Source organism: Xanthomonas hyacinthi (assembly GCF_009769165.1).
Taxonomy (GTDB): domain Bacteria; phylum Pseudomonadota; class Gammaproteobacteria; order Xanthomonadales; family Xanthomonadaceae; genus Xanthomonas_A; species Xanthomonas_A hyacinthi.
The window spans coordinates 2,156,315-2,181,343 of the sequence record NZ_CP043476.1; the positions used below are offsets into that span (position 1 = coordinate 2,156,315).

Sequence of the window (25,029 nt, forward strand, 5' to 3'; positions counted from 1 at the left end):
TGGCTTACTTGTCGCTGCTGCGCGCCAGCTTGGCGATGATCCAGCCGGTGGCGAAGGCCACGCCGAACGAGGCCAGCGGGCGCTCGCGGATCAGTTCGGCGGCGCTGTCGATCAGATCGCGGCCCTTGTCCAGCAGCACATCGACCTGCTCCTTCGCCGCGGCACCGCCGAACTCGGCAGCGGCCAGCCCGGACAGCGCGCTGTCGGACAGCTCGGCCTTGACATTGGCCTTGCCCAGCTTCAGCTCGTCGCCTGCGGCACCGGCGGCGCCCTTGATCGCTTCGCCGGCGTAGCTGGCGGCCGACTTCAGGTGCGACCCGGCTTCGCTGAGGTTGTCCTTGAGGTTTTCGGTATTGGTGGGGTTGGCATTCATCGCGTGTCTCCTGACGGTGGTAGGGGCATACCTGCGCACGGCAGGCGGTTCGCGGATCGCGATCCAGAGAAATAGCATCGACGCGGTGTAGAGCTTGTTAGGTCCGGGCTGCGCGCGTACATCCTGGGGGACCGGCATTATGGCGAACTGCAAGGCGCGCCGCGCGCGCCGAGCAGATGCGGGGTCTGTGTGGGAGCGGCTTCAGCCGCGACGAACGCAGCCGCAAGCCCGGCCGATCCCGGAACCGCTCGCTGTCCACCTCACTGCATCAACAAATCCGCCTGCGCGCCGCCGCGCACCACGCGCAGCACCAGCTGCGCCGGCTTGCGCGCGAAGTTGGCGCGGAAGCTGGCCAGGTCGGCGAATTCGCCGGTGGAGGCGGCCATCACGATGTCGCCGCTGGCCAGGCCGTTGCGCGCCGCACGGCTGCCGCGCGCCACGGTCCCGACCAGCACCCCGTTGATGCCGGACTGGCGCAGCGATTCGGGCAGGTCGGTGAAGCTGGCGCCGCCCAGGCGCGGGTCCAGCGACTCGCCGCTCACCGCGCGTGGCTGCTCCTTCAGCGTGGCCTTGATCTGCAGCGGCTTGCCGTCGCGGCGCAGGTCCAGCGTCACCGTGCTGCCCACCGGCTGCAGGCCTTCGTAGTTGTGCAGCGCCTCGGCGCTGTCCAGGCGCTCGCCGTTGGCGCCGACCACCACGTCGCCGGGCTGCAGGCCCGCGCCGGCCGCGGCCGAGCCGGTCAGCACCCGCGTCACCAGCGCGCCGCGCGGCGCGTCCAGGCCCAGGCCCTGCGCCATCTGCGCGGTCAGGTTCTGGGTCTCGATGCCGAAGGTGCCGCGGATCATCACCCCGTTGTTCTTCAGCAACTGCTCGACCACCGCCCGCGCCAGGTTCGACGGGATCGCCAGGCCCAGGCCGATGTTGCCGGCCATGCTGCCCTGCGGGTTGAAGCTGGCGGTGTTGATGCCGACCAGCTCGCCGTGCAGGTCCACCAGCGCGCCGCCGGAGTTGCCCGGGTTGATCGAGGCATCGGTCTGGATGAAGTTCTGGTAGCCCAGGCCGCGGATGCCGTTGCGGCCCATCGCCGAGACGATGCCCGAGGTCACCGTCTGGGTGAAGCCGAACGGGTTGCCGATCGCCACCACGAAATCGCCCACGCGCAGCTTGCTGCTGTCGCCCAGGCGGATCTCGGTGAGCCTGTCGGCCTTGATCCGGATCAGCGCCACGTCGGTGTCCGCGTCCGAACCCATGAACTCGGCCTTGAAGCTGCGCCCGTCGGCCAGGGTCACCTGCACGTCGTCGGCGTTCTCCACCACGTGGTGGTTGGTCAGCACGTAGCCGTTCTTGGCGTCGATGATCACGCCCGAACCCAGCGACTCGTTGATCCGCTCCTGCGGGATGTCCGGGAACAGGCGGCGGAAGAACGGGTCGTTGAAGTACGGATTGCGCACCCGCACCACCTGCTTGGTGTTGATGCTGACCACCGCCGGCATGGTCTGCTGCAGCATCGGCGCCAGCGACGGCAGCGGCTGGCCGGCCACCGAGGCCGGCAAGGCCGCGCTGCCGGCCACCGTCTGCGCCACCGGCGCGGCGGGCGTTGGCGCGGCCTCGGCGCGGTTGTCCAGGTGCGCGTTGATCGCGGTGGCGGCGAAACCGCCGAAGGCAGCGGCGGCGGTCAGGGTCAGCAGCGTGGGCAGCGGTCGCATGGGTCGGGTTCCGGATGACGCGGCGGGAGACGCAAGGCAGATGGGCGCCGGGGCGCATAAATCAAGATGAACGCGCGGCGTTTAACCGGCAGTGAAAGCCCGGCCCGGGCGAAATCTGAGGCGGCGTACGGCGGCGCCGTACGCCCCTGTGTCGGCGTTGACAGCAGGCCCGCCCAGGGTTAGCGTGAGCACTTGGTTTTGCCACTACATGTAGCGGTAAGACGTCCAAGCAACCCAACTACTGGGGTTTTCGCTGGGGTCGATACCCCAGGGAGCGCACGCAGTGACGCATCGCGTGAACGTGAAACGGGCGCTCGAATGCCCTACGCATTCCCATTCGGCCGAAGGGTGGCGCCGCGCGCGCCGCGGCGGCGGCCGTCGCGCAGCGCAAACGGCATACAAAATAAGAGACACGGCGGATGGCCATCCCCATCCGTCCCATCGGGACAGGTTCAAGGAGAACACAACAGAATGAGCACGGTGCGCCTGGACGTCGTCCAGACCGAGTCCAAGCAGAACCCCATCCCGATGCAGCCGGCGTCGCAGGATATCTGGGACAAGAAGTACCGCCTGAAGACCAAGCAGGGCGAGCCGCTGGATGCCAACGTCGACGGCACCTACCAGCGCGTGGCGCGTGCGCTGGCCGACGCCGAGGCCAGCGAGGAAAAGCGCGCCTACTGGTTCGAGCGTTTCGCCTGGGCGCTGCGCCGCGGCGCGATCCCGGCCGGGCGCATCACCTCCAACGCCGGCGCGCTGGAACACAAGCCGGCCACCAGCACCATCAACTGCACCGTGTCGGGCACCGTCACCGACTCGATGGACGGCATCCTGGAGAAGGTCCACGAAGCCGGCCTGACCCTCAAGGCCGGCTGCGGCATCGGCTACGAATTCAGCACGCTGCGCCCGCGCGGCGCGTTCGTGGCCGGCGCCGGCGCCTACACCTCCGGGCCGATGTCGTTCATGGATATCTTCGACAAGATGTGCTTCACCGTGTCCTCGGCCGGCGGCCGCCGCGGCGCGCAGATGGGCACCTTCGACGTATCGCACCCGGACGTGAAGGACTTCATCCGCGCCAAGCGCGAGGACGGGCGCCTGCGCCAGTTCAACCTGTCGCTGCTGATCACCGACGGCTTCATGCAGGCGGTGGAGACCGACGCCGACTGGCCGCTGGTGTTCCCGGTCAACCGCAAGGAAGAGGCCGACATCGACCTCACCAGCGCCACCGCCGTGGTCTGGCGCGACTGGCCCACCCACAGCAACTACATCGTGCGCGACGACGGCCTGGTCGCGTGCAAGGTGTACGGGCAGATCCGCGCCCGCCACCTGTGGGACATGATCATGGTCTCCACCTACGACTACGCCGAGCCGGGCTTCATCCTGATCGACCGCGTCAACGAGATGAACAACAACTGGTGGTGCGAGAACATCCGCGCCACCAATCCCTGCGGCGAGCAGCCGCTGCCGCCGTACGGCGCCTGCCTGCTCGGCTCGATCAACCTCACCAACTTCGTGCGCGACCCGTTCACCGCGCAGGCGCGCTTCGACTGGGAGGAATACAAGGAAGTGGTGCGCGTGTTCACCCGCATGCTCGACAACGTGGTCGAGGTCAACGGCCTGCCGCTGCAGCAGCAGCGCGACGAGATCCTGCGCAAGCGCCGCCACGGCATGGGCTTCCTCGGCCTGGGCTCGAGCATGACCATGCTGCAGATGAAGTACGGCAGCGCCGCCTCCTGCGAATTCACCGAAGCCATCGCCCGCGAAATGGCCGTGGCCGGCTGGGAAACCGCGCTGAGCCTGGCCAAGGAAAAGGGCCCGGCGCCGATCATGCAGGAGACCTTCGAGGTCACCGCGGCGATGCTGCGCCAGCGCCCGGAAATGGCGCGCGACGGCTGGCGCGTGGGCCAGCAGATCGAAGGCAAGCGGCTGCACGCCAAATACAGCCGCTACATGCAGCGCATCGCCGACGTGGCGCCGGAGCTGGTGAACGAACTGGCCGACGTGGGCGCGCGCTTCACCCACCACAGCTCCATCGCCCCCACCGGCACCATCTCGCTGAGCCTGGCCAACAACGCCTCCAACGGCATCGAGCCCAGCTTCGCCCATCACTACAGCCGCAACGTGATCCGCGAAGGCAAGAAGTCCAAGGAGAAGGTGGACGTGTTCTCCTTCGAACTGCTGGCCTACCGCCACCTGGTCAACCCCAAGGCGATGCCGTTCGCCGAGGCCGCCGACGCGCAGCTGCCGGACTACTTCATCTCCGCCGACGACATCCACCCCAAGGAACACGTGGACGTGCAGGCCGCCGCGCAGAAGTGGGTGGACAGCTCCATCTCCAAGACCGCCAACGTCCCCACCGACTACCCCTACGAGCAGTTCAAGGACATCTACCGCTACGCCCACCAGCAGGGCTTGAAGGGCTGCACCACGTTCCGCTTCAACCCGGCCGCCTTCCAGGGCGTGCTGGTCAAGGAAGCGGACCTGGAGAACACCACCTACCGCTTCGAACTGGAAGACGGCAGCGCGGTGGAAGTGAAGGGCAACGAGCAGATCGAATACGACGGCGAGATGCACACCGCCGCCAACCTGTTCGACGCGCTGAAAGAAGGCTATTACGGCAAGTTCTGACGCCGTGCGTTTTCTTCCCTCGCGCTGGCGGGGGGAGCGGCGGCGGTGGGGAAACCCGGGGAGGCGGCACGCCGCCTTCCCCCCAACGCTTCCCTACCGCGCGCCGATGGCCGTCGCATCCGGTTCCACGCTTCACGCCAATCGGTATAGCATCGCCCGCGTTACATAAACACTGACACCCTGAGGAGGGTTTTTTATGAGCAACGGTAATGGTGTGACGGCGACGCTGACGCAAGTCGCCGAAAACGTAAAAGAGACCGCCAGCAACGTGGGCGAAGCGATCGCCGCCACCGCCAGCGACGCCGTCGCCAGCGTCAAGCAGACCGCCGAGAACGTGCAGAAGCGCGTGCAGGACCAGGTCGCCAAGACCCGCAAGGCGGTCAAGAAGGCCGAGAAGGCCGTCGCCAAGCGCGCGGAGAAGGCCGGCAAGTCGGTGCAGAAGACCGTCGCCAACGCGCGCAAGAAGCTGGAAGCGGCCAAGGCCAGCGCCCAGTCCGAAGCCGCCGCGCTGAAGAAGGCCGGCAAGAAGACCGCCAAGAAGGTCACCGCCAAGAGGGCCGCGGGCAAGACCGCGACCAAGAAGACGGCGACCAAGAAGGCCGTCGCCAGGAAGGCCGCAGTGAAGAAGGCGCCGGCCAAGAAGGCGGTAGCGAAGAAGGCCGCGCCGAAGAAGGCGGTCAAGAAGGTCGCCGCGAAGAAGGCCGTGGCCAGGAAGTCGCTGGCCGCCAAGAAGACCGCGGTCAAGAAGAGCGTCGCGGTCAAGAAGACCTCAGCCAAGAAGGCAGTGAAGAAGGTCGCCAAGGCCGCCAAGAAGAGCACCGCCAAGGTCGCCAAGAAGACCGCCGCGGTGAAGAAGACCGCCGTGCGCAAGAGTGCCGGCAAGAAGGCCGCGGCCACCCGCGCCAGGAAGTAGCCGTCCCAGCTGCACCCTCTCTCCCGCACGCGGGAGAGAGGCAGGGGGACGCGCACCCAACACGACACGCACCTCAGGAACGCATCATGGCCGTCAAGATCGACAAGAAAATCAAGGGCTACGCCGTTGTCACCGCCGAAGACAAGGCGCGCGACGCCGCACTGCCCGTGCCCGCCGCGTCGATCGACCGCGCCACCGCCGAGGCCGAAGTGCCGGTGGACAACATCATCCACATGCACGAGCGCATCGAGCGCCCGGACGTGCTGATCGGCAGCACCTACAAGATCAAATCGCCGTTGGTGGAACACGCCATGTACGTGACCCTCAACGACATCGTGCTCAACGCCGGCACCGAGCACGAACTGCGCCGCCCGTTCGAGATCTTCGTCAACTCCAAGTCCATGGAACACTTCCAGTGGATCGTGGCGCTGACCCGCATCATGTCCGCCGTATTCCGCAAGGGCGGCGACGTCACCTTCCTGGTCGACGAGATGAAGGCCGTGTTCGACCCCAAGGGCGGCTACTTCAAGGCCGGCGGCGTGTACATGCCCTCGCTGGTGGCCGAACTGGGCAGCATCGTCGAAGAGCACATGAAGTCGATCGGCCTGCTGCACGACCCGGAGATGAGCGACCACCAGCGCGCGCTGATCAACGAAAAGCGCAAGCAGTACGAAGAGCGCTCAAAAAAAAACACTGAAGTGAAGCCGGCCGTGCCTTCTCCTACGGGAGAAGGTGCCCGAAGGGCGGATGAGGGTCCGGCAACCACCGACTCCACCGCCGACCACGAAGAAGACATTGCGGTCACCGGCGACGGCGCGAGCTTCCCGCCGTCGGCCACGATGTGCCACAAATGCAACACCAAGGCCCTGGTGATCATGGACGGGTGCGCTACCTGTTTGAATTGTGGGTATTCGAAGTGCGGGTGAAGGAACGACTAAAGCTTGCCCCATGAGGGACGTGTGTGGATGCTACTAGCTCCAAACACATGAGATGCTACAACGATAAGCATAAGCCACTACAGGGTCTATGTTGGTAAAAGGGGCTCCTTTGGAGCCCCTTTTTTTCGCGCATGAGTGAGCCAACGAGCCATTCGGCAAAGTCGAACATAGCTTTGGCGGGTGGGGTGCCATCACGGTGGAGATCGGGCCACGACAAGCCGGTGGCTTTCATTGTGTCGGGGTAAATATTCTCGTTCAATGGCTGAAACGTACAGGAGAAGATCAGCTCTTCCCAATCAATATTTATTCCTGATTAGCCCTGACTCTCAGCTGTGGAAATCGCTCGCCGCACGCAGAACCGGCTCTGGACAGGGTTTGCGTCGCATCATCGCCGTGGCGAGTCGTGGCAACATCTCGCGCAGGCAGAATCGGCGATTGAAACGGTAGGCCGCCTCGGCCAGATAACGTCTTGCATATTTGCCTTGCGCGATGGCGTGATACACGCCGCTGATGGCGCGTTTGAGGTTGCCAAGCACCACATTGACCCAGCGGGCGCCGGCCGCTTCGGTGGCGGCACGCCCGCCACCGGTGTCCCGCGTGGTGTGGGCGTGGCCGGCGTCCTCCAGGCGACGGAAGCAGGCCAGTCCGTCGGTATGGACCTCGCATTCGGGCGCCAGGCGACGCACCGTCCAGTCCTTGAGCGAGGCATTGTCAAAGCTGCGCACCGGTTCGATCACCACAAACCTCGGCGAGGTGAAGGTGGCATCGGTTTGCACCGCAATCAGGAACGGCTGCTTGTTTTCCGACCCGCGTCCGGCCTTGCCGCCGTTGCGCTCGCCGCTAGGCATCGTCGATCTGCACACAACCAGACAGTTGCCGCGTCGCTTCGCGCTCGGCCATGACCTGCATGATCTTGTGCTTCATCCGCCAAGCCGTCGTGTAGTTGACCCCCAGATGACGCATCAGCTCCAGCGCGGCCATCTTGGTTTTGGTCCAGGTCAACAGGTGCAAGGCCAGCATCCAGCTGCGCAGCGGCAGTTTGGTGCCGGCAAACATCGTGCCTGCAATCAGACTGGTCTGATGCCGGCATGCGCTGCATTGGTCATAGATCGCGGCACTGCCCTTGAAACGCGACCGCGCCCGCCCGGCACAGGAGGGACAGCGAAATCCCTGCGGCCACCGCCACTTGTACAACGCGCGGTAGCACTTGGCCTCAGTGCCGTAGGACACCAAAAAATCCGGCATCGACAATCCAGCTTGGAACTGCACGGCATTGATGCTCATCACGCCACCTCGTAGGCTTCAGGTGACGACAGCATCAACTCACGCCAGCGCAGATCCTGCGACTGCTGGCTGAAGGTCAGGGCTAATCAGGAACCATTTCTGAGCTGCCTATGCGGCAGTGAACGGGGCTGACTGTCGTTTCCGCAGTGTGGGGATTTTCTGAGCTGCCTATGCGGCAGTGAACGCGAGGTCTAGAAAGCCCCAGCGCTGGGCATCTTTCTGAGCTGCCTATGCAGCAGTGAACGGCCAGAGACCAAGCAGTACAACCCCGACAATTTTCTGAGCTGCCTATGCGGCAGTGAACATCCCCGTTCGGCCAAATGGCCCGTGCGATCTTTTCTGAGCTGCCTATGCGGCAGTGAACGTCTTCTGTCGCTGCCGTTTCCTCGGCGTCTTTTTTTGAGCTGCCTATGCGGCAGTGAACTTGCCAGACGGCATCACAGTCCATGCCTTGTATTTCTGAGCTGCCTATGCGGCAGTGAACGTCGCACTACATGCGATCAGACTTCCGGGGTATTTCTGAGCTGCCTATGCGGCAGTGAACGCCGCCGAGAAGAAGTGGACGCCCGGGCCATGTTTCTGAGCTGCCTATGCGGCAGTGAACTCCCTGGCACCAGTCGAGAAGTATGGCAGCGTTTTCTGAGCTGCCTATGCGGCAGTGAACTCTTTCAGCAGCGGAATCAGCGTCTGGAAGCTTTTCTGAGCTGCCTATGCGGCAGTGAACTTACTGGACTACACCCTGACCGATTGCGGGGTTTTCTGAGCTGCCTATGCGGCAGTGAACGGCAGAAAATACTGCTGATGCCTCCACGCGTTTTTCTGAGCTGCCTATGCGGCAGTGAACACTCAGGACCAGGACTACATCGCCGGATTTCCATTTCTGAGCTGCCTATGCGGCAGTGAACCCGCCGGGAGGCGTGACCAAGCGACACAGGTATTTCTGAGCTGCCTATGCGGCAGTGAACATTCTCCGACCAGTCGCATCCCCACTCTTGCGTTTCTGAGCTGCCTATGCGGCAGTGAACATCGCGGCCTACCGCCGGCGGATGATCCGCCTTTTCTGAGCTGCCTATGCGGCAGTGAACGAGACGTGTGCGAATCCAACGATCCGCAGGATTTTCTGAGCTGCCTATGCGGCAGTGAACACCGCCCACTGGACTCGATACTCGTTACCATCTTTCTGAGCTGCCTATGCGGCAGTGAACCAGTCGCTGGGCCTGCTGACCTTCGCCGTGCTTTTCTGAGCTGCCTATGCGGCAGTGAACGTGATGCCGCGCACCGACAACAAGCGCGCGATTTTCTGAGCTGCCTATGCGGCAGTGAACCTGTCCGGCCCCGGTGGCGGCCCAGTCAATGTTTTCTGAGCTGCCTATGCGGCAGTGAACCATCAATCCGCCTTCTTCTCGGCGTCTTTGATTTTCTGAGCTGCCTATGCGGCAGTGAACGGTTTGGCCTTCGCTGGCCCAAAGCACACGGGTTTCTGAGCTGCCTATGCGGCAGTGAACTACGACACGCCGGAGCAGACCACGCACCTACATTTCTGAGCTGCCTATGCGGCAGTGAACCGACTGTCCATCCAGTCCTTCACGGTCCGGTATTTCTGAGCTGCCTATGCGGCAGTGAACCATCTCGGAATATTGTCACGCGCCACCCGGCCTTTCTGAGCTGCCTATGCGGCAGTGAACCTGACCGCGGCGCATGACCTCGACCTGGAAAATTTCTAAGCTGCCTATGCGGCAGTGAACAGGATATCGACGAGGCCGGCGCCAGGGCGGAGTTTCTGAGCTGCCTATGCGGCAGTGAACCAGTTTTGCTGGTTCCACGGTCGGCACTGCATTTTCTGAGCTGCCTATGCGGCAGTGAACGGACACGTGATAAGCACCGACGCGGGCGAACATTTCTGAGCTGCCTATGCGGCAGTGAACGCTGCATTCTTGCGCGACGGCGATCTTACGAATTTCTGAGCTGCCTATGCGGCAGTGAACATTCAGGACATCGGATGGCGTGGATCTCTCGATTTCTGAGCTGCCTATGCGGCAGTGAACGAGGCCGACGTGGCCGCCTACGAGCCGGAGCATTTCTGAGCTGCCTATGCGGCAGTGAACGTGTAGGCAATCACCATCAGGTGGCCCAAGTATTTCTGAGCTGCCTATGCGGCAGTGAACGGCGTCGGTCGTCTCGTGGTAGGCCTGCCACATTTCTGAGCTGCCTATGCGGCAGTGAACCACGCGCGGATCGCGGCCGGTGCATTGCCGTGTTTCTGAGCTGCCTATGCGGCAGTGAACGATGACGCACCAAGTGAAGGTTTCTGGCATTATTTCTGAGCTGCCTATGCGGCAGTGAACAGCTGGGGCCGCGTGCTGCTCAGCGACACGACTTTCTGAGCTGCCTATGCGGCAGTGAACCCGTTGATCGACGCGAACGACATTCTGCTCGATTTCTGAGCTGCCTATGCGGCAGTGAACGACCCAAGCGATCATGTCGCGGATCTCGAAGCTTTCTGAGCTGCCTATGCGGCAGTGAACCCAGCTCTACCACCGGAAGCTCAGATCAGACATTTCTGAGCTGCCTATGCGGCAGTGAACAAATAGCAACGTGACCTGCCTTCCTACATAGGTTTCTGAGCTGCCTATGCGGCAGTGAACTGCGCCTCCAACCCCGCCGCCGGCGTTAGGCATTTCTGAGCTGCCTATGCGGCAGTGAACCTTCTTCGCCCGGTCCAGGGCTGCCAGGTACTTTTCTGAGCTGCCTATGCGGCAGTGAACCTGGCCCTGGAAACCTCCGGCATCACCAAGAGTTTCTGAGCTGCCTATGCGGCAGTGAACGCCTTTCCAATTCCGCCAAGGATTCCGCCGATTTTCTGAGCTGCCTATGCGGCAGTGAACGCATCGCCTTACGCCTGCTTGTGCCGTATTCCTTTCTGAGCTGCCTATGCGGCAGTGAACCCAGACCTACGGCCAGCAGTTCATCGGCAGCGTTTCTGAGCTGCCTATGCGGCAGTGAACGATGGTCGCCTGCGCTACGGCTTGGCCTATAATTTCTGAGCTGCCTATGCGGCAGTGAACGGCGACGCCGGAAATCCGGTCCAGCACGTCCGTTTCTGAGCTGCCTATGCGGCAGTGAACGCTGAAAGTGTTGCGCCACTTGCGTTACAAGTTTTCTGAGCTGCCTATGCGGCAGTGAACCCCGGCAATGCGGAACTTGCTGGACAACGAATTTTCTGAGCTGCCTATGCGGCAGTGAACAAGATGCTCAATGAGCTGACCGGGATCGCAAATTTCTGAGCTGCCTATGCGGCAGTGAACTGCGCACACATCGACTTTGAACGGTGGCGGCAGTTTCTGAGCTGCCTATGCGGCAGTGAACTTCTCGGCACGCTCGGACTGCGCGCGGATCTGTTTCTGAGCTGCCTATGCGGCAGTGAACCCCTGCCGTGGGCTGATTCCCGATACCGCTAGTTTCTGAGCTGCCTATGCGGCAGTGAACCGCCGGTGCGGCCCGTCGCAGCGCTGCCTTGCTTTCTGAGCTGCCTATGCGGCAGTGAACGAGCGACTACGCGGCATTCTGCTACGATGCGTTTTCTGAGCTGCCTATGCGGCAGTGAACGTCTCTCGGCAGCATAGCCAGCGGGTCGGCTGTTTCTGAGCTGCCTATGCGGCAGTGAACCCTGGCGAGATGACGGACTACGCCTTCATCGATTTCTGAGCTGCCTATGCGGCAGTGAACAGGATGTCCGCCCAGTTCCAGGTGCGATAGCCTTTCTGAGCTGCCTATGCGGCAGTGAACGAGCAACGGCGCGCGTCGATCGCCGCTGCGGTTTTCTGAGCTGCCTATGCGGCAGTGAACGGCGCGCACGACCGAATGAGCAAGCTGCGGTTTTTCTGAGCTGCCTATGCGGCAGTGAACGAGCGTGTCGTCGTCCTCCATCGCCGCAAGCTTTTCTGAGCTGCCTATGCGGCAGTGAACTCGTTTTGTTCTGCGATGAAGCGCAGCGCATCTTTCTGAGCTGCCTATGCGGCAGTGAACGGCCGAGCCGCGCCCCCCTCGTGCAATCTTGTTTTCTGAGCTGCCTATGCGGCAGTGAACCCCGCTTCGCGTTGCTCGCAGACAATAGGTGTTTTCTGAGCTGCCTATGCGGCAGTGAACGACGAACAAGCCCTGTCCGCCCTGCGCGCTGATTTCTGAGCTGCCTATGCGGCAGTGAACCTAGTGGGCCTGGTGTTCCTGCATCCGGACAGTTTCTGAGCTGCCTATGCGGCAGTGAACAAGGAGGGCAAGACCTACGCGCAGCTCTACGTTTTCTGAGCTGCCTATGCGGCAGTGAACCCCTCGCCAAGAATGAAAACGACGAACAAACTTTTCTGAGCTGCCTATGCGGCAGTGAACATGGGCTGGTCGTGCGGAATGCAGCTGGCGAGTTTCTGAGCTGCCTATGCGGCAGTGAACATCAGACGGCGGCAGCCAAGGCCGCCGGTATTTTTCTGAGCTGCCTATGCGGCAGTGAACGAGGGCGTGCTGGACGTGCTGCGCCTGCAGCATTTCTGAGCTGCCTATGCGGCAGTGAACTCGGCCGGAATAGAAATCATCCTGCGCTACCATTTCTGAGCTGCCTATGCGGCAGTGAACTCCGCCAGCGGCTCATCGTGCCGCTGCCCTTTTTTCTGAGCTGCCTATGCGGCAGTGAACAAGACCGGCATTCATCCAAGTGCTTGAAAATAATAGTAAACCAAGCTTAAAAAAGCCATCCTCCCTTTTCGAGAGGATGGCATCTAAGTGGTTGATTTTTTGGATATTTTATTGGGGCGCTAAAATAGGGTCAGAACCAGGGAACCGTTGCCTCATGGCTAAGGCCATAGCTGTTGAACGGGCCTCGCCTGGCTTCCTGCAGCATTGGCCCATGCCGAATGAACAAGGGAAAAGCCGCCTGGCCGGTGCTTCGGCTACCGAGCGTGATGAAGGGAAGCCGAAGTCGCTCGGCCGCCGCATCAGGGAGGCGTTCGGCCGCGGTGTCGGCATCCCAACCATGCCGCCGCATGGCGCGGCGTCGAAGGCGCGCGGGGCTGCTCTTGGCCTGGACACGCGTCACCTGTCGGTGCGAGGTTCCGTCAGGCACCAGGGCAATGCCGGAAATCGACAGATGGTCGCCCATGCCCTGGAGCCAGGACGTTGCCATCAATCCCTGCAATGCAGACTCCGTACCGTGCAGGCGCAGATGCGAACCCAGGCTCGGCGCCTTGTCATCGTGGCCGGGGAAGCTGACGCCTATGTGCGAGGTGCCCAATTCCACCAACCCTCGGTGCAGGCGTGCGTACAAGGCTCCCATGAGGTGATGGGGGGCGATGTCCGGGTCGGGCCTGAGATGAAGATCGAGATAGTGCTGCATCGTGCCGCCTCAGCCTGCGTCGCCGAACACGCCGCCACGGATCAGCGTGGCGATGACGAAATGCTGCTGTTCCAGGTCCGGTGCCTTGTCCTTGATCACCCAGGCGTCGAGCAGGTTGTAGAAATCCAGCTTCTCCTTCGGTTGACGGTAGGCCTTGCCCTGCGTGGTGACCGATCCGTAGGGTTCGATGGCGATGGCGCCGTTCTCGTCCACGCCGGGATACCAGGTGTCGATGGTGCGCAAGGCGTTGCCGATCTTCTGCGAATGGATCGCCGCCACGGCCTTGTCGCCTTCGCCGACCGCGTAGAGCGTCTTGCTCTTGTCGCCGCGCTCCCGGTTGAGGTTCAGTTCTTGCGACGGGAATACTTCCTGCCCGGCGCCAAGGCGGACGAAGGCGGTGACTTGCAGCAGCACGTGCGAGCGGCCTGCCAACCCGGCGGCGATCAATTCGGCCAGCGCGTGCAGGTCGTCGGTTTCGCCGGCCGGCGGGGTCAGGGTGCGCAGCGCGTGGTCGTGTGCCTGGAAGCTCCACTGCGCGGCGGCACCGCCGTCACGCAAGTGAGCCACCTGCACTTCGACCTGCTCGGCGCCGATCCGATTGCGCCACAGGAAACGGCCATTGGCCAGGTTGGCGGCATAGCGCCGGGCCAGCTCGCCGAAGCCGTGCTGCTGCGCATAGCCGCCGACGGTGGCGAGAAGCTTCTTGCGGTAGTCGCCGTCGTTGCAGGCCGAGGGCTCGCCTGCACCGCCCAGGACGCGCAAGGTGAACTGCACTTTTAGCGTATCGGCCTCCAGCGGTAGCGCGGCCACGTCCACGGTCTGCAGGTTGGGGTTCTGGATGGCGGCATCGAGCTTGGCCGGGTCGGTCTGCTCCTTGCTCTTGTCCTTGAGCCGGTTGGAGATGGTGCCGCGCACGGACTTCGCGCGGATCTTCACCGGCTGCCAGTTGCCGGCATCGCTGCGGCCGTTCCAGCTGCCGGCGAAGAACAGCGCGTCGGAGGGATCGAGCTTGCGCTCGAAAGCGAGGACGGAGGCGGTCTTGAGGGTGTCGTTGGCCATGATGGATGATTCCTTGTCGTGATGGGCGATCAATTGAAGTCGTAGTCCGGCAAGCCGGCATCGGTCGCGGGTCGGTAGTCGTTGCGGCAGCGATACAGCCCGGCATCGGGCTGGCTGTCGGCGTACCAGAGCAATTGTTGCGGGGAGTGCAGCCGGTGCGGGCTGAGCCATTCGCCGGCCGAGTACAGGCTCTCGACGAAGCGGAATGGCGTGCTGGCGTCGCGTGCATTGGCGATGCTGCCGGGCGCATGCAGTTCGCCGAGCGCACCGTAGCCCACCGGGATCGGCACGATCCAGCCTTGGCCGGTACGGTCGTTGCGCCATTCGCCTTTGCCGCCATCCGGGTCCTGTGCGTGGCGCCAGTTGATGCGCGCCAGCGACAGCCATGCGTCCAGCCGGGTGCTGTCGGGCGTATGCGTCTGAAGCTCGGCCAGCCGCGTGTCGAGCAGGTCGTCGCGGGCCACCAGTGCGAAGCCGGGCAGCAGGCGCAGGCGCAGTTTGCGGAACAGCGCCTGCTGGTCCTCCGGATTGCCGGTCAGGGCCACGACGTGTGGCGGCCGCCGATGGCGTCCGGCGTCGGCTGGCGGCAGTATGCTGCCGCCAGCCATGCGCATGCCGCCCAGCAGTTCGCCGACGACGGCGGTGTCCGCGGTCTGGGTGGCAGGATCGCGCAACCAGCGTTCGCTGTGCACCGCGAACACCAGGCTCAGTTCCAGGTGGATGCGGCCTTCCTCGACGATGGCGGCGGTGCCGCCGTCCTTGCCGACCGGGTTGCGGGTGAGCCTGAACGCCTTGACGAAGCCGCTCTCGGTGACCTGCTCCTGGTGGGCGTGGCAGGCCACGCCGACGGCATTGAAGGCGATGTCCAGTCCGGCCGCGCGCGTCTTGCGTTCCAGCGCCCACATCAGGCCCAGGAAGGCGGTGATCGACGGGAAGCCATGGGTGAGCGGGCTGGAGACGGCGTTGGCGTTCTGGACCCGCAGGCGCGGCAGCACCAGCAGATGGTCGAATGCAGGGCAGGCGCTCATGCTGCGTCTCCTGTCGGTGCACGCCGCCGCAACGGCACCGGCCAGGCCGCATCGACGATGGCCTGCGCGGCCCAATGCCGGAACTGGTCGTCGCCGAGGCCGGCAATTCCCGCCTCGCGTAGCTGGTCGCTGAGCCAGTTGGCGAAGCGCCCGGCGACCTCGTCGGGCCAGTCGCCGAAGTCGTAGGCGGCTTTGAAGTCGCGATCCTGCTGCTGCCATTCTGGGTGTTCGGAGTCTTCGCGGTTCGGCAGGTCGATCCGCGCCGGGTCCAGCCATAGTCGCTCGCACAACGGCAATTCGCAGTTGGGATCGCGCGTCCAGCCAGGCTCGAAGCGGGCGTGGATGGTGCTGGCGAAGTAGGCCAGTTGCAGGCCGAGCGCTTGTTCGATGGCTTCGCGCGTGTTCCGTGTTTCTTGGTTTTGCGGGGGATTGCTCAGCAGGAAGTCGCCCAACGCCTTGAGCAGATGGCGTACCCCCTCGAACCAGGCGAAGCGTTCCTGGGCCGACTCCAGGTTGAGCAGGCTGCGCGGGCGCTCGCGCGTCCAGCGCGGCGGCAGCGAGGCCAGCAGGTAGTTCACGCCGCCGCGATCGCTGTTGAGCTGGCTGATGTTCTGCGGCTTGGTGCCGCCCAGCTTGCGTGCGACCAGGTGGCGGTAGTCGCGGTAGATGCCGTCGAATGGTTGCTTGTCGCGATAGGCCTGTCGCGCCGTCTTGTTACCCTCGCCGAAGCGCGCCTCCCGGATCTCGGCATGCACGGCATGCGCCAGGCTGCTGGAGAACAACGGCTGCAGCAGGTGGTACTGGGTGTCGTCGGCCGGCGCTTCGCCGGCCAGCCAGTAGATCTGCTTGGCTGCCTCGTGCGAGCTGGGCTGCGGGTCGCTGCGGACCAGGCTGCCAAACGCGCTCATCCAGTCGGTCGCCACCGCGGCATCGGCATTCAGTGCGTCGCGCAGATCGTCGTCGCCGGCTTGCATCCAGTCGCGCAGGCGCCGGCCCGCGACTTCCAGCTTGAGGAACTTGAACACGTCCAGTGCCGCGGCGTTGCCGACCACGTCCTCGGCATAGTCCTCGCCGAGGACGTGGCTGCCGATCTCGACGTGTCGCGGCAGTGCGGCGGGTGAGACGTGCAGGCTGCTGCCGCGCGCATCGGGGTGGGTGGCCTTGAGCACATGGGTCACCGCCTGGATCTGGCCGACCCGGCGCGCCGCATCGGCCAGCCAGGTGCCGTACTCGTACTTGTTGGATGCCGCGTCGGCACCGTCTTCCTTGCCCTTCAGCTTGGCCTCGCGCCGCGTGTCGATGAATGCGGCGATGGCTGTGCGGAAGGCTTTACCTCTATCGTTCAGTTCTTTCATTTCCTTCTCTTCCCATAAAATCGTGTTCCATTGATTCAAAGTGCTGTCGATTAGTGCGGCTGCCTTTTGTCCTCCTTTGATGGATAGTTATTTGTATTTTGCGAACCCAAGCCATGGGTGGAACATCCACCCTTGCTTGCTCTCCGGCACCTCCACCGTCGCCAGCCGTTCGGCGCAGTGCTGCAGGGAGAGATCGAGGTGCTCGGCCTGCTCGGCGAGCAATGCCATGAGGTCGAACTCGCCCCACGGCGCGATACGCGGGCCGGGATTGAGCGGGACGTCATGGCGCTGACTTCGCTCGACGGCGGTGTAGAGCGTCTCATCGCGGCGGACGGCGCCTTCCTCAATGCGGTGCAGCACCAGCCTTTCTTCTTCCTCGTCGGGCAGGAGGACCAAGGTGGTCGATGGCATCGGGTCGTCGCGGAATGGCTGTTGTTGCGGCAGTACGCCGGTCAGCGCGGCCTGCGGGTATTGCCAGGCGCACGCGGCATCCAATGGAAACATGACGGCACTGCGGGCCGAAGTGGATACGCTGGTGCGAGGTTTGGGTAGCATGCTGTCGGCCATGCGCGCGTGCTCCAGGTCTGCCAGGTGGTGCTGGGGCTGCTGCTTGGCCTGAGGCAATGGCTGGATACGTGGCAGCGCGGTCAGCGTGGTGTACTCGTCGGCCCGCAGCAACTCGCCGAGCCGGTGCGTTTGCAGCCTGAAGCGTTCCGTGCGCGCGCCATGGGCCTGCTCGAATCCGGGATGCACGAACGCTGGTGCGTCCTGTCCCATCTGTCGGAAATGGCGCAGGTTGGTGTCGAAGATCAGCACGTTCGGCGCGGTGCCCGGCGTGCCGCGATGGCGTTGCACGCGCCCGGCGAGCTGGATCAGCGAACGCATCGACGAGGGTTCGGCCACCGCCCAGTCTGCATCCCAGTCGCGGCCGACTTCGCAGACCGGGCTGGCGAGCACGATGAACAACTGTTGCTGCTCGGGACAGGCGTCCAGCGCGGCGCGGATCGCGGGCAGGCGATAGACCGCCAGGCCGTCGCCGCGACGATCGAACGCCGCGTCGAGCTGCTTTTCGATGGCGGAGCGCTGCAGCAACGGGAAGCGCGCGTGGTAGACGCACAGGTGGATGCGCGTGTCTTCCGGGGCGCCGAGCAGGAACAGCGCCTGTGCCACGTCGAACAACGGATCGATATTGGCCATGCGCACCAGGCCGAAGCTGACGTGCTTGCCGCTGACCGGATCGGCTTGCGCATGAGCGGCGTGCAGGTCTAGGCAGGCGGTGCGGACGTGCTCTGCGAATTCGGCATGCATCTGCTCGCGCTGGCGCGCCTGAAGTTGCAGCGGCAGCAGCGCGCCCCGCCGCAGCGGCTCGGCCTTCTGCAGCCGCGTGGCACGCCGGCCGACGAATTGCAGGTGCTGCTGCGCGAAGGACGCCGCGTCTGGACAGGCGGCCGTCTGCACGCCGAATTCGTCGGCCCACAGGCATGGCACCATCATCGCCGTATCCGCGTTGCCGCCGTCGGCGCCGCGGTTGCGTTGGTAGTGCATGCGCCCGGCGCGATAGGCCGCATACATTCCTTCGAGCAATGCCGGCGGTAGCGTTGCCGAGGACAGCAGCACGCGCGTGCCCAGCATTCCGGCCCAGTGCACCAGCCTGGTCAGCGCGGGTAGGTCTTCCAGAGCGTAGTCGTCCAGTTCGTCGAGGATCAAGTCGGCGCTCATCAGCCGCAGCATCGGCGCGATCTGGCGTCCGGCGCGCAGCGATTCGGTGGCCGGAACCATGTGATCCACGGTGCAGACCAGCATCGGCGCGGACAGCAGCTTGCGAATTTCCGGGTCGTGCAGCGCGCGCGACAGCAGCGGGTGGTCGGCGGTGGTACCGTCGTACAGCACGTGGCTGTCCTCCTCCAGCAGCGACTGCACAGACGCCGAACCACGGGACTCGGCTTTCTGCTGGTAGTAGTCGAACAGCGCCTGGCTGGCCGAGCCGCCTACGCGAATGGCCAGTTCGTCCTCGCGCAAGTGCAGGTCGGTCTGGTAGCTGCGGCCGGTCTGCAGGGTCAGCGCGCGCAATCCGAGCGCGTAGGTGGCGCGCAGGCCGTGTTGCGGATCGGCCAATGCATAAAGGATGCGCGCGTTGCCGAGGGTTTTGCCGCAACCGGTGGAGGCCATGTTGACGATGAACGCACCTTGCGCGCGTGCCGCTTCGCGCAGCGCGGTGGCCGCATCGGCCGCTTTGTCCTGCCAGGCGAAGCGGGGATCGGCACTGCGCTTGCGCAGGCCGCGGTGCTGGGCCAGCCGCGGCAGGTAGCGCTCGAAGCCGGGCAGGGCATGGGCGATCAGGCCGGCGCTGTGGGCCACGCCGAGCAGGTGTTCGACCAAAGACTGGTTGAGGACCGTGGTGCCGGCCTGGTTGCGTGTGGTGTTTGCCATCGGACCTGCATCTGTCTGCAGATGCGGCCTGCGTTCGGGAACGGGCTGGTCGTTCTTGTCCAGTCCCAGCCTGGAGTAGGCATGATCGGCCAGCATCAGGCTGAGTCGCGCCAGGTGCGTCACGTAGGGATTTCCCAGCCATTCGTCGTCGCGGCGCCCGCGCAGTTCGGCCAGGCGCTTCGCCAGGCGCGCGGCCTGTGCACGCCACGCCGGCGCAGCGACCGGCAAGGGGCCTGCAGGATTCCAATAGGGCTCGATCCTGGCGAGCTCGGTGGGCTGGCGGACCTCGTTCCAGTCGTGTCCGACCAGCGACAGCGGCGCTTCCAGCCACACGGGATTGAAGCTGCGGGCACGGCGCCCGAGCCAGTCCTGAGCGCCTTTCTCGTCGGCGACGGGGACCAACGGCAGGCGATGATGCGTCAGTATCAGCCAGGCGATCGCTGCAGCCAGCGGCGGCAGCTGTTCGAACGGGCGGCCGGGATTGATATCCAGGCCGTCGCGGCGGTAACGTCCGTTCGCTGTCCAGTTAAGTGTGTCGCTGTCATCCGGGTCGGATAGACGGCGTAACCAGCCCGCATCGTCGTCCTGGCCGACGAAGGCCTGGAACAGGCGCAGCGACACCCATTCGTGGCGATAGAGGTTGCGTTCCTGCAATTGCCCGCGCAGTCGCGCCTGGAAGGCAACGCTGGCCTTGCCCAGGTCGTGCAGCAATGCGGCCAGCTGCGCCAGCAGCCGGATGTCTTCCGCACGATGCCAATCGTTCTCGTCGCCGCGACGCAGCACATTGCGCGTGGTGGTGCCTGTCGGTACTGCGCCCTGCGCATTGAAACGTCCGGTATCCCCGACGATCCACAAGAGTTCGCTATGGTCCAGGCCGCGGATCCAATGGCAAGCGACGGCAGTGTTCTTGCGCGCGGTACGGCGCAGGAGCTTGCGCAGGGTATCCAGGCCGGCCTGGGTGATCGGCGTCTGCCAGGTGCGGTCGCCGCGACGCTCGGCGAACTGGTCGAGGATGCGTCGGGTCTCGGTCAGTGCGCGCTTGTCGCACTGGGACACCAGCAGGATGTTCATGCTGCACCATCGCGCTTCAGCAAGGCTGTCGCCAGCGCCACCTCCTTGAGCGTATCGATCATGAAATCCAGCGACTCGCTGCGCGCCAGCGCTTCGATGCAGTTCTGTCGAAACGCTTGTTCGTCGTCGCCGCGCATGGCCGACAGGAATGCTTGCGGCAGGATACTGGCATCCTTGACCAGGTCGGCGGCATCGAACACCAGTCCGCCGCGTCGGGTCTTGCCGTGCAGGACCGCCAGGCCATGCGGAAGTCCCAGCACCCATGTCGCAGTCGCGCCCAGGCCATAGGCGAGATAGTTGCCGTGATCGAGGAAACGATTGGCCGGATCGTTGCCAGCGCCGCGCTTGGCGCGGGTGAAATCGCCGTAGCCGACGGTGTCCACGGCCAGCTTGAACAACGCCTTGGTCAGGCGTGCTTCCTCGGTCAGCAGCGCAGTGTTGTCCTGCGCCAGTTCGATGTTCCTGGAGCTTCTGGCCAGCAACTCCTGCAGGCGAGCCGCGGGAGGGATGAAGCCGGCATCCTTGAGCGGACGCAGCAGCCATTGTTCGCCGATGCGCCGGGCACGCGCTTGCTGGAATGCCTTGGCCGCGCACAAACGCAGGTCGTCATCGAACCAGAACCTGACCCAGGCCTGCAGATATTCGGTGGGGCGGTATTCGCTCCGGGGAGAGAACCAGGCGACCTCGACGTCCATTTCGTTCGCGGTGAACAGCGGCGTACCGCCGCCACCGCAGAAGCCGACCAACACGCCGGCCTTGGCCAGCTCGCGCATCGCGGCCTGGGTTATCGACGTGCCCGTTCCGAGCAACAGCGTGGTGGTGTTCGCGATCGGGATGTTCCAGTAAAGCGAGCGCTTTCCCGCATCGGTCACATACTCGACGCGCCCGCCGTTGACCAGCACGCGGCAATGCTGGAGATAGTAGAGATTCGCCCGCTTGGAATGCAGGATCGTTTTCAGATCCGAGGCCGCCAGTTCGTCCATGTACGCTCCGTGGGGCCGGCAGCCATTGCCTATGCATCGGATCTGCAGCCCGTTCAGCCTTGGATATTAGACCAAAGTTGCCGCGATCCTGGATTCAGGCGGCGGACAATTTTTTCCCGGCTTAGAACATGGCATTGCAGCAGCTGGCCGAGCGGAGGCTGGTTTGCGATCCGCTCATCCCGGGGCCGGGAGCGGAGCTTGCCGGCCTCACCCCTCCGACCACACCGCCAACTCGTAGCTGTCGCGGTCGGCGAAATGGAAGCGGCGGCCGCCGGGGAATTCGAACCGCGGGCGGACGATGCGGCCGCCGCGGTCAGTGTGGCGTGGCCGGGTGCCAGGCGCAGGAAGCGCTGCAGGCGCAGGAAGCGCTGCAGGCGCAGGATGCGTTCCAGGGTCTTGGCGCCGTAGCCGAACGCGTTCTGGCAGCGGCGCCGCAGCGAGCGCTCGCTGATGCCCAGGCCGCGCAGCGCATTCAGATCGCTCTTTGTAGCTGCCGCATATTCTGATCGTGACTTGCTCAGGTATGGAATTCCTTTATCCTTAAGAGAGAAGGTGTAAGAACTCCCACCTTCAACAGCATAATTGAGTGCAGTACCGATTCTCATCGCGCATTCTGTGTGCGGAGCGATATGGAGGTGGTTCGGCTCAGCAACGGACGAAAGTTCGATGGAAATCCCATTGTATGGCATGGGTTTTCCACCGCTAGAAACTACATTGAAGATGTCCTCCGATAATTGGCCTTCAGAATTTGCAATTGATACTCTTTAGTCGGGATATCGAAGGGCTGATTGCCTATATTCATCAGATTCAATTCGATTTCGCCAGTTCCCGTGTCCATCCGTTGGTTCGATTGATTCGCCGGATAGCGCAGTTCAACGCTCAGTCGTCCGCCGCATAGGAGGAGTTCGCAACGAACGAGCACATGCCAAAATCAATATCATCGCCAGCTTGCTCATGGCCGAATTTCCTTTATTTGGTTGCGAAGTATTTCGTAGACATTCGCGAGTCGCTCGGCGACGCCATGTGGGGCACCGGTGCGCCGTTCAGCGCTCCGACGGCCCACTCTCGTCGTAGCCGCGCGGGGTGAACAGGTCCGGCTGGATCAGTTCGATGAAGGCGCGCGCCTGCGCCGACAGGTACTTGCCCTTGCGCACCACCACGCCGTAGCTGCGCGAAGGGAAATAGTCGCTCAGCGAGCGCGTGACCAGCTTGCCGCGGTCGGCCTCGGTGACGCAGATCGAGCTGACGATGGAGATGCCCATGCCCATCGCCACGTACTGCTTGATCACCTCCCAGCCGCCCACCTCCAGTGCCACCGTGTACGGCACCCGCGCCTGCTGGAACACCAGGTCGACCAGGCGGTAGGTCACCTGGCGCTTGGGCGGCAGGATCAGCGGATACGGCGACAGGTCGTGCAGGGTCAGCTTGGGCTTGTTCGCCAGCGGGTGCTCGCGCGGGGCGATCAGCAGTTGTTCGAAGCGGTACACCGGCGCGTAGCTGAGGTCGGCCGGCACGTCGAGCATCGAGCCCACCGCCAAGTCCACCGCATCTTCGCGCAGCAGCTCGGTGCCGTCGGCGCTGATCGCGTTGTGCAGGGTCAGGCGCACGTCCGGGTGGCGGGCGCGGAAGTTCTCCACGATCTTCGGCAGCAGATACAGGATGGTGGAGCTGTTGGCAGCGATGTTCAGTTCGCCGGCATCCAGCCCGCGCGCCTTCTCGCGGAAATCGGCTTCCAGCCGGTCCAGGCTTTCCACCAGCGGCTGCGCCATCTCGTACAGCAGCTGGCCCTCGCGGCTGGGGATCAGGCGGCGCCCGCTGCGCTCCAGCAGCACCACGCCCAGTTCGCGCTCCAGCGCCTGCAATTGCAGGGTCACCGCCGGCTGGCTGACGAACAGCGCCTCGGCCGCCCGTGAGACCGAACCCAGGCGCACCGTCTGGCAGAACGCGCGCAGTGGCTTCAGCCGGTCGGATTTGTAAGGAAAACGCGGGGTTGCGGTGCCGCGTGCGGTCATGGCGTAACAACTATAAGGTCTACTTATTTAATGCATTGATAAAACTGTATTGTCAAATACTTGTTGCGGCAGCACGGTGAAGGCCCGGAAACATCGAGGAACCCCACCATGTCCGCCGCCGCCTTCGCCGCTTCATCCCCGTCCGCCGACCGCTCCACTCCCGGCATCACCCTGACCGCCGCGCTGGCCGGCCAGGACGCCCTGCTGCCGCCGGCGGCGCTGGCATTGCTTGTGTCGCTGCACCGGGCGATCGAACCCGAGCGCCAGGCGCGGCTGGCGGCGCGCCGCCAGCGCCAGGCCTATTTCGATGACGGCGGCCTGCCGGACTTCCGCCCCGACACCCAGGCGATCCGCGCCGGCGACTGGCGCGTGGCGCCGCTGCCGGCGGCGCTGCAGGACCGCCGCGTCGAGATCACCGGCCCGACCGATCCGAAGATGGTCATCAACGCGCTGAACTCCGGCGCCAAGGTGTACATGGCCGACTTCGAGGACTCGACCGCGCCGACCTGGCGTAACCTGGTCGCCGGGCAGCGCGCGCTGGCCGAGGCGGTGGCCGGCACGCTGACCTTCAGCGCGCCACCGGCGCGCGACGGCAGCCCGGGCAAGCGCTACGCGCTCAAGCCTTACGACGAGCAGGCGGTGTTGATCGTGCGCCCGCGCGGCTGGCACCTGGACGAGAAGCACGTGCTGGTCGATGGCCAGGCGCTGGCCGGCGGCCTGTTCGACGCGGCGCTGTTCGCCTTCCACAACGGCCGCGCGCTGCTGGCCAAGGACCGCGGCCCGTACCTGTACCTGCCCAAGCTGCAGTCGATGGAAGAGGCCGCGCTGTGGGAGGCCGCGCTGTCGCACATCGAGGCGATGCTGGGCCTGCCGCAGGGCCAGATCAAGGTCACCGTGCTGATCGAGACGCTGCCGGCGGTGTTCGAGATGGACGAGATCCTGCATGCGCTGCGCGAGCGCATCGTCGGCCTGAACTGCGGCCGCTGGGACTACATCTTTTCCTACCTGAAGACCTTCCGCCGCCACCCCGACCGGGTGCTGCCCGAGCGCGGCCAGGTGACCATGACCCAGCCGTTCCTGAAGGCGTATTCGGAACTGCTGATCCGCACCTGCCACCGCCGCGGCGCGCATGCGATGGGCGGCATGGCCGCGCAGATCCCGATCGGCCACGACGCGGCGGCCAACGAGCAGGCGATGGCGCGGGTGCGCGCGGACAAACTGCGCGAGGTCATGGCCGGCCACGACGGCACCTGGGTCGCGCACCCGGCGCTGATCCCGATCGCCCGCGCCATCTTCGACGAGCACATGCGCGCGCCGAACCAGCACGACGTGCGCCGCGAGGACGTGCAGGCCGACCGCGACACGCTGATCGCGCCATCGGCCGGCACGATCACCCGCGCCGGCTTCGAGGGCAACATCGAGGTGTGCGTGCGCTACCTGGCGGCGTGGCTGGACGGCAACGGCTGCGTGCCGATCCAGCATCTGATGGAAGACGCGGCCACCGCCGAGATCAGCCGCAGCCAGCTGTGGCAGTGGCTGCACGTGGGCGGCCTGCACCTGGACGACGGCACCGCGATCGACTTCGCGCTGTTCGACGCCTGCATGCGCCAGCTGCCGGCGCGCCTGGGCGAGCGCGCGCTGCTGCCCGGCGGCAATCGCCTGGACGACGCCATTGCGCTGCTGGACACCTTGACCCGCAGCGACGAGCTGGCCGAGTTCCTGACCTTGCCGGCTTACCAGATGATCGAGTGATTGGAGCTGGGAGTGGGGAATTGGGAATGGGGAATCGTGAGAGCGATGTCCCTGCGTCCGACCTCTTCCGTGCGGCAAGGCTGCCTTCCACATTTCATCCGACACATCGCTTCACCG

13 protein-coding genes, 2 pseudogenes and 1 CRISPR repeat array are annotated in these 25,029 nt (G+C 64.4%); of the genes and pseudogenes, 4 read left to right on the plus strand and 11 right to left on the minus strand.

The features are described from left to right. Positions 1 to 4: 4 nt before the first annotated feature. Both FZ025_RS09740 and FZ025_RS09745 read right to left on the minus strand, forming a co-directional pair. Positions 5 to 373, minus strand: coding sequence for a hypothetical protein (locus tag FZ025_RS09740; RefSeq protein ID WP_046979703.1), 369 nt, complete (start codon positions 371 to 373; stop codon positions 5 to 7). 260 nt (positions 374 to 633) lie between these two features. Further along, entirely contained in the window at positions 634 to 2,079 is a 1,446-nt protein-coding gene (locus tag FZ025_RS09745) for a Do family serine endopeptidase (protein WP_046979702.1), read from the minus strand. A gap of 471 nt (positions 2,080 to 2,550) precedes the next feature. Here FZ025_RS09745 and FZ025_RS09750 point away from each other — a divergent pair, with 471 nt between their 5' ends. From FZ025_RS09750 to FZ025_RS09760, 3 genes are all read left to right on the plus strand, one after another. Further along, on the plus strand, positions 2,551 to 4,704 hold the full coding sequence (locus FZ025_RS09750; RefSeq protein WP_046979701.1) for an adenosylcobalamin-dependent ribonucleoside-diphosphate reductase: 2,154 nt from the start codon (positions 2,551 to 2,553) through the stop codon (positions 4,702 to 4,704). Between the two features lie 196 nt (positions 4,705 to 4,900). Further along, positions 4,901 to 5,617, plus strand: a complete 717-nt coding sequence (locus FZ025_RS09755) for a hypothetical protein (protein ID WP_104558986.1) — start codon at positions 4,901 to 4,903, stop codon at positions 5,615 to 5,617. 86 nt (positions 5,618 to 5,703) lie between these two features. Continuing rightward, positions 5,704 to 6,543 (plus strand): TSCPD domain-containing protein, encoded by an 840-nt coding sequence (locus tag FZ025_RS09760; RefSeq protein WP_046981543.1) that lies wholly within the window; start codon positions 5,704 to 5,706, stop codon positions 6,541 to 6,543. Positions 6,544 to 6,881: 338 nt separating this feature from the next. Here the strand turns inward: FZ025_RS09760 and FZ025_RS09765 are convergent. From FZ025_RS09765 to FZ025_RS09805, 9 genes and pseudogenes are all read right to left on the minus strand, one after another. Beyond that, a pseudogene (locus FZ025_RS09765) lies at positions 6,882 to 7,839 on the minus strand (IS1595 family transposase). 96 nt (positions 7,840 to 7,935) lie between these two features. Further along, positions 7,936 to 12,525: direct repeats of the CRISPR family, unit length 28 nt; unit sequence TTTCTGAGCTGCCTATGCGGCAGTGAAC. Positions 12,526 to 12,655: 130 nt separating this feature from the next. Further along, entirely contained in the window at positions 12,656 to 13,222 is a 567-nt protein-coding gene (gene cas6f, locus FZ025_RS09770; protein ID WP_046978246.1) for a type I-F CRISPR-associated endoribonuclease Cas6/Csy4, read from the minus strand. Positions 13,223 to 13,231: 9 nt separating this feature from the next. Continuing rightward, a complete protein-coding gene (gene csy3, locus FZ025_RS09775) occupies positions 13,232 to 14,281 on the minus strand; it encodes a type I-F CRISPR-associated protein Csy3 (protein ID WP_046978245.1) in 1,050 nt (349 codons plus the stop codon). Between the two features lie 29 nt (positions 14,282 to 14,310). Then, on the minus strand, positions 14,311 to 15,309 hold the full coding sequence (csy2, locus tag FZ025_RS09780; protein ID WP_046978244.1) for a type I-F CRISPR-associated protein Csy2: 999 nt from the start codon (positions 15,307 to 15,309) through the stop codon (positions 14,311 to 14,313). After that, complete coding sequence (gene csy1, locus FZ025_RS09785) at positions 15,306 to 16,664, minus strand: type I-F CRISPR-associated protein Csy1 (RefSeq protein WP_046978243.1); 1,359 nt, start codon at positions 16,662 to 16,664, stop codon at positions 15,306 to 15,308. The genes csy2 and csy1 overlap by 4 nt, the downstream gene beginning before the upstream one ends. A gap of 87 nt (positions 16,665 to 16,751) precedes the next feature. Next, positions 16,752 to 20,165, minus strand: a complete 3,414-nt coding sequence (gene cas3f / locus FZ025_RS09790) for a type I-F CRISPR-associated helicase Cas3f (protein ID WP_046978242.1) — start codon at positions 20,163 to 20,165, stop codon at positions 16,752 to 16,754. Beyond that, on the minus strand, positions 20,162 to 21,148 hold the full coding sequence (gene cas1f, locus FZ025_RS09795) for a type I-F CRISPR-associated endonuclease Cas1f (protein ID WP_046978241.1): 987 nt from the start codon (positions 21,146 to 21,148) through the stop codon (positions 20,162 to 20,164). The genes cas3f and cas1f overlap by 4 nt, the downstream gene beginning before the upstream one ends. 207 nt (positions 21,149 to 21,355) lie before the next feature. Beyond that, positions 21,356 to 21,463, minus strand: a pseudogene (locus FZ025_RS22340) (VOC family protein); the annotation flags it as partial. Between the two features lie 728 nt (positions 21,464 to 22,191). Next, positions 22,192 to 23,160 carry a LysR family transcriptional regulator gene (locus FZ025_RS09805; protein ID WP_046978239.1) on the minus strand — a complete coding sequence of 323 codons (969 nt, stop codon included), beginning with the start codon at positions 23,158 to 23,160 and terminating at the stop codon, positions 22,192 to 22,194. Between the two features lie 108 nt (positions 23,161 to 23,268). Here FZ025_RS09805 and aceB point away from each other — a divergent pair, with 108 nt between their 5' ends. Then, positions 23,269 to 24,912: a malate synthase A gene (gene aceB, locus FZ025_RS09810; protein ID WP_046978238.1), complete on the plus strand. Its 1,644-nt coding sequence runs from the start codon at positions 23,269 to 23,271 to the stop codon at positions 24,910 to 24,912. Positions 24,913 to 25,029 lie beyond the last annotated feature (117 nt).